Consider the following 6749-nt stretch of genomic DNA (forward strand, 5'->3'; position numbering starts at 1 on the left):
TGATTATACTCTTTTTTATTCTTTCTGTCAACTCTTTTTTTAAAAAAAGTTTATTTGTTCTTTTTTTTATAAAAAAACAATCTTTTTTAATTATTTATAATTTGAAAATATTTATTTTTTAATTTTATTTTATAAAAATACTAATACCCATACTTATTATTGTAAAAAAACAAATTATTAAAAAAATTATTTTTACAAATCTTACTCCTTTTGTTATAGCATATTTTGCTCCTAGTTGTCCTCCTAAAAACATAAATATTCCCATTGGAACAGAATATAAATAATCTATTTTTCCTAAATATATAAATGATAATAACCCAGCAAATGTAGATGTAAAACTAATAATTTTAGCATTTCCCGAAGCAGTAACAAAATCATACTTATAAATTTTTATAAACATAAGCATCATTAATCCACCACTTCCAGGACCAAAAAATCCAGAATAAAATCCTAATATAAGAGACCATGCTGTTCCTAAAAAATTTATTTTTTTAGTAATTTCTATAAACTCATTTTTTACCCCTAAGTTTTTATTTAATAAAGTATAAATTAATGTAAAGATTAATAAAAATATTACAATATATTCTAAAATATCTTCTTTTATTAATGTTGCACTTTTAGCTCCTAATATTCCCCCAATAAAAGAAACTATTATAGGATATTTTAAAACTTTAAGATTAATTTTTCCTGATAATATATATTTTAGACTACTCCCTAAACAACCAAAAGTTACAGCAAATTTATTTGAACCTAAAGCATAATGCATTGGCATTCCTGATAATATATAAGCTGGTAAACTTATAACTCCTCCCCCTCCTGCTATAGCATCTATAAAAGCAGCTAAAAAGCATGAAATACTTAGAAAAATAAAAATATTTAAATTAAAATCCATTAAAACCTCCTAAAAAAATAATCCTCTAAAATTAATTAGAGGATTATCATAAATACAAGTTTCACAATACGATTATTTTCTTCCTATTATTTCTGCTTCACCAGGTCTTAAAGCATCCATTGGTAAACTATATGAACCATATTTAATTTTACATAATAATAACATTCCTAATGCTATTGTTGTTAATACTGCTCCTATAGGTATAACACCTATAGATACACAAAATACTGGAACCATTGTTATTAAAAATAATTCAATAATTGATTGTAAAGTATATGCTGTTCCAAAATCATCTAATGTACCACTCTTCATTTCAGGGTCTACTATTCTTAATAACGTAACTCCTACTGCCACAACTCCTGTTATATATCCAAAAATAAATATTGATCTTTCAAACCAAAAGTTTCTAAATAATTTTCTAGCAACATAAAATACTAATATTACTGGCCAAGCTGTTCCTATTATACATAAAACTAATATAGGGCCTATAAAATCTAAAACTACTGATACTTGAATAGTTGCAACCCCAAAAGCAACTAAATAATCTGTTACTCCACTTCCAATTCTATCAATAACCCTTTTATCTACATATGAACCATAACCTATTTTATTTAATATTCCTTGAATAACAACTCCAACTAACATAGCCACACACATTAAAGGAACTTCTATATTTGGAAAATATTGTTTATAGAAACTATAAATAGCAAATCCTATTCCTGTTGTCATAAGTATAAGTCCTATATGCCAAGCTAATGGGTCCATTGCCATTGGATGAACTGTTTCATCTCCCATTGTTTGTCTTTTTTCTACTGGAATCATTCCTGTTTTACACTCTTCAGGAAGAGAACCAATACTCTCTATTAATTTTGTTGCTCTTTTTCTAGTAGCATAATTTATACAAATTATACCTCCAAATATACCAACTAATAGTCCTATTGTAGCAAATGTTTGACCTATTACTACTCCGTCTGTTCTATTCAATAATGTGTTTAATGTTCCTCCAATAGCAGCAGCATAACCATGTCCTCCCATAAATCCTGATGGTAAAAGAACAGATATTTCCACAAACACATTTGGAAAAAATATTTTTACTAAAATACCACCTAATAAACATGCCAATCCAAAGCACATAAATTCACTTGACATATTTATTAAAAATGTATCTCCAACTTTATTTACAGTTTCTTTTAAATTAAATTTTTCTTGTTTTCCTAAAAATATTCCTGCAAATAATACACAAACTAATAAATAAGCATAAGACCCTGTCTGATTACTAAAAGGTAAAATATCTAAAAATTGTGGTCCCCCAAATAATCCTAAAAAACCAGCAACTAAAGATGAAGGTATATAATAGTTTTGTAAAAATTTAATTTTACTTCTCATCATTTGAGCTATAAATAATAAACCTGACATAATACAAAAATCTAATAACATTGACCATGCTGTAAACTGCATATTTTCGCCCTCCTTATTTTTCCTTTTAAAAGTTTTAGTTTAAATTTTAAAAAACATAATAAGTCTTTTTTGTACAAAATTAAGACAATAATTTTATAGTATAAGTATACATCAAAAAAGAAATGTTGTCAATTGTTTTTTCTAAAAAAGAATTTAAATTCTTTTTTATAATAATTTATTTTTATTTTTAAATTAAAAAACAAAATAAATATCTTTTTTTGTTTTTTTACATATTAATAATAAAAAAAGGAACTATTTTTTAGTTCCTTTTTATTTTTATTCAATTATTCACTATCTGCAACTCATTTTATTCACAACAATCATTACACTTAGAAACTTTATCATATTTTTTATGATTTACTATTAACATTATCAAACTTGCTGTTGCTCCTATCATAATAAGTGCTGCAAACATTCCTCCAAAGTTAGCAATTACTTTTACTCCATTTACTCCAAATAAAGAAATCATAATATATCCTAAGGACATTGTTATAGCTCCCCAAATAAGTTTTAATCTATTTGGTGCCTCTGGATTATCAGGATCAATTCCATGAGTAGATATTCCTGCCATTGCAATTGTATTAGAGTTACATGCAGTAACTATTGATAAGAAAATTAAAATAACAAATAAAGGTATTATGATTTTTCCTAAAGGCATCGCTGCTAACATATCATATGGAACATTTTCAACACCTCTATTGTAAGAATCTACTAAGTCAACAGCCCCACTTTTATGTAACCATAATGAAGTCCCACTTACAAGAGTCATCCATAAAGCACTTACAGTAGCACATATTCCTATATATAAACCTAAAACATGTTTTATTTTACGTCCATAAGCAATTCTTCCCATAAATGCTCCTGAAGTTGGCGCCCAAGACATCCAACTGAACCAATAGAAAGTTGTCCACCATTGTGGCCATTGAGTTTCATGGGCTGCTCCTGTAACTAACATTTTTTCAAAAAATCCTCCAATAAATCCTCCCATTGCTTCTGTTGCTAAATTAAACAAGAAAGGAGCATTTGAGAAAATAATTAAAAATACTAAGAAAACTATATAACCATAAACATTTATATCAGCTACATATTTTAATCCTTTTTGAATTCCAGATATTGAAGTGGCAACTACAGTAATCCCTATTATTATTCCTATAATTAACCATAATTTTGGATTACTTGGAATTCCCATCATTTTAGAAACTCCTCCAGCTACATTCATAAATCCTTGAGCTACTGAACCAGCCATTCCTGCTGAAATTGAGAATAATGTAATAGCATCTATTATATTTACTGTTTTTTGATTATCTGCATATTTTCCTAATACTGGTGCCATCTCACTAGCAATAGAAAATGGCTTTTTACCATTATAATACATAAAAGCAAAAACTACAGCTGGAACTGTATAGATTGCATATGGAACTACAGTCCAATGTAAAAACATTGTTTCCATAGAAAATTTTAATGCATCTTTTGATAATGGTTCTATTCCTGTGATATCTGTAGCTGGATTTAATAAGTGAGCTATTGGTTCTGCTGGTCCCCAGAATAATACTCCTGCAGCCATTGTTGTTGTAAGAGCTATTGTAAACCAAGAAAAATCAGATAATTCTGGTTTAGCATCTTCTCCTCCAATACGAACATCTCCAAATTTTGAAAACATTGCTACAATTCCTACTATTGTTACAGCTAAAGCTAGAATACTTTCCAACCATCCAAAATTGTTAATAATTCCATTGTTAATAGTATTAATAGCATTAATAAATTTATCTTCACTAACTATTCCTAATAATACAAACACCAATAAAATTATAAATGGTGGAAAAAATGTCATTTTACGTAATTTTAGATTCTTTCCTCTATCTTCCATTTTAAAAACCTCCTAATTTTTCCATACTTTCTATATTTTTTATATTTTCAGTTAATTGGTGATATGATTCAATATTTCTATCAGTCAATACTGTATTAAATGCTCTATCAGATTTAACTCTATCTAAATGAATATCTTGATATAAAATAGTTTCTTCTTCAATTCCCAATGTTCCCAAAACTTGTCCTAATGGATTTACTATTTGAGATTTTCCTGCATACATATCATTTTCATCTCCTGTTACTCCACATTGATTACAAGCTACTACATACATTAAATTATCTAATGCTCTACAAGAAAGTGTTAAATCCCACCATTCTTTAAAATAGTATCCACCTCTCCAAGCTGCTGGAGTTATCATTAATTCAGCTCCATTAAGAGCTAATATTCTACTGCTTTCTGGAAAACAAGCATCATAACAAATTGTCATCCCAATTTTTCCTAATTTAGTATCAAATACAGGATATTTCATTCCTTTTCTTACTAATGTACGTTCTTCCCCAACAGGATGAGTTTTAGCATAAGTCCCTATAATATTTCCTTCGTCATCAATTATAATTGCTGTATTTTCATATATATTTTTTTCTACTTCTAAAAGTATTGTACAAACAATATGAACTGTTAATTCCTTTGCTAGAGATTTTAATTTTGTTAAAGTATATCCATCTTCTTTTTCTATTAAATTAGTATATTTATCCATTCCTCTAAATTTTAACCCAGTATTAAATACTTCAGGAAGACATACTAACTTAGCTCCTTTCTGTGCAGCTTCTCTAATAAATTTTTCTGCTTTTTCTACATTTTCTTTAACTAAGCCAAAATTACTACTCATTTGAACTACTGCTACCTTATAACTTCTCATAATAAACCTCCTATTTTTCATATATTATCAAAACTTTAATTTCTAAAACAAAACATTCTAACTATTATAAGTTCATATTACAGTTATAATTATAAACGATATCAAGGAAGTTGTCAACCTTTTTTGTAAAAAAAGTTTTTTTATTCTTTTTTTTGATATAAAGTATTGTCTATTTTTTTTATTTGTGATACAATTACTTCAAAATATATTTTTATTAAGGAGGAAGTATAAAATGGAACAAAATTTTCATGAAATAGCTAAAGAATTAATGAAAGGAGCATATGACTTACATACTCATACAGAACCTTCTGCTTTTAATAGAGCCCTTGATGATTTTGAACTAGTATTAGAAGCCCAAAAATATGGAATGGCTGGAGTAATGATTAAAAGCCATTACGAACCTACTCAATCAAGAGCAAATCTTGTTAATAAAAGATTAAATTCCAATACTAAAGCTTTTGGAGGAACTGTTTTAAACTGGCCAAATGGTGGTTTAAATCCTTTTGCTGTAGAAAATGCTTTAAAAAATGGAGCTATTATTGTTTGGATGCCTACAAGAGATTCTAAAAATTGTTTAAGATATGGAGATATGCCTGGAGATTTCTTTAAAAGACCAGGAATAACAATTTTTGACAAAAATAAAAATTTAATAAAAGAAGTTTATGAAATATTTGAAATAGTAAAAAAATATGGAGCTTATCTTGCAACAGGACACTTAAGTCCAGAAGAATCTATAAAACTTTGTGAAGAGGGAAGAAAAAATGGAGTTAATATGATTTTAACTCATCCAGAATGGCCACGTACTGTAGTAAATGGTGAAACTCAAAAATATTTAGCTAGTCTTGGAGTTCTTATTGAAAAAAATTGGTTAAATGTAGCTGAAAATTCTATTTCTATAGAAGAAATGGCAAAAAATATAAGAATGGCTGGAATTGAAAATACGTATTTAGCAACAGATAGAGGACAAAATGGTTTCAAACATCCAGCTGAAGAGATGTTGAATTTTATAGTTGCTTTATTAGAACAAGGATTTACAAAAGATGAAATAAAAACAATGATACAAACAGTCCCTTCATATATAGCTAATAAAGTAAAAAGATAATAAAATTTTATTAAAGGGTAAATCATAATTTATTTTTGACTTACCCTTATATTTTTTCATAAAAATTAGGAGGAAAAAGTATGTTAATATTAATTGGTATACTAATCTTTTTGGTTACTTTCTATTTTATTATTACAGAAAAATATCCAAAATCTTTAGTATCTATTATTGGTGGTGGACTAATGGTTGTTATCAGAATTTTAAATGAAGAACAAGCATTAGAAGTTGTTGGATATAATCTTGAAATTCTAGTTCTTTTAATTGGAATGATGGTTATTGTTGAAATTATGTCTGAAACAGGAATTTTTCAATGGATAGCTATAAAATTAGCTCAAGTAGTTAAAGGAGACCCTATTAAAATTCTAGTTCTTCTATCTATTGTTACAGCTACTTGTTCAGCTTTTTTAGATAATGTTACTACTATTCTTTTAATAGTTCCTGTAACTATTTTCTTAGCTAATAGGTTGAAATTAGAACCAAAACCATTTGTATTAATGCAAATATTTATGTCTAATATTGGTGGAACAGCTACAATGATAGGAGACCCACCTAACTTAATTATTGGAAG

The 6749-nt window shown here is 27.4% G+C and carries 6 protein-coding genes; 2 read left to right on the forward strand and 4 right to left on the reverse strand.

The window, feature by feature from the left end:
- Positions 1-124 precede the first annotated feature (124 nt).
- The 4 genes from T364_RS0106195 to T364_RS10585 form a co-directional block, all read right to left on the reverse strand.
- Positions 125-892, reverse strand: coding sequence for a sulfite exporter TauE/SafE family protein (locus T364_RS0106195; RefSeq protein ID WP_027128813.1), 768 nt, complete (start codon positions 890-892; stop codon positions 125-127).
- Between the two features lie 72 nt (positions 893-964).
- Complete coding sequence (locus T364_RS10580; RefSeq protein WP_051532670.1) at positions 965-2350, reverse strand: sodium/glutamate symporter; 1386 nt, start codon at positions 2348-2350, stop codon at positions 965-967.
- A gap of 307 nt (positions 2351-2657) precedes the next feature.
- Complete coding sequence (locus tag T364_RS0106205; RefSeq protein WP_027128814.1) at positions 2658-4217, reverse strand: BCCT family transporter; 1560 nt, start codon at positions 4215-4217, stop codon at positions 2658-2660.
- Between the two features lies 1 nt (position 4218).
- The gene (locus T364_RS10585) at positions 4219-5079 is read right to left on the reverse strand and encodes a carbon-nitrogen hydrolase family protein (RefSeq protein ID WP_051532671.1); all 861 of its coding nucleotides are present in this window, start codon (positions 5077-5079) and stop codon (positions 4219-4221) included.
- Positions 5080-5311: 232 nt separating this feature from the next.
- Here T364_RS10585 and T364_RS0106215 point away from each other — a divergent pair, with 232 nt between their 5' ends.
- Positions 5312-6181 carry a DUF6282 family protein gene (locus T364_RS0106215; protein ID WP_027128815.1) on the forward strand — a complete coding sequence of 290 codons (870 nt, stop codon included), beginning with the start codon at positions 5312-5314 and terminating at the stop codon, positions 6179-6181.
- Between the two features lie 80 nt (positions 6182-6261).
- On the forward strand, positions 6262-6749 hold a 488-nt coding region (locus T364_RS0106220; RefSeq protein WP_027128816.1), incomplete at its 3' end, for an SLC13 family permease.

The sequence above is a fragment of the Fusobacterium perfoetens ATCC 29250 genome (assembly GCF_000622245.1).
GTDB lineage: Bacteria > Fusobacteriota > Fusobacteriia > Fusobacteriales > Fusobacteriaceae > Fusobacterium_B > Fusobacterium_B perfoetens.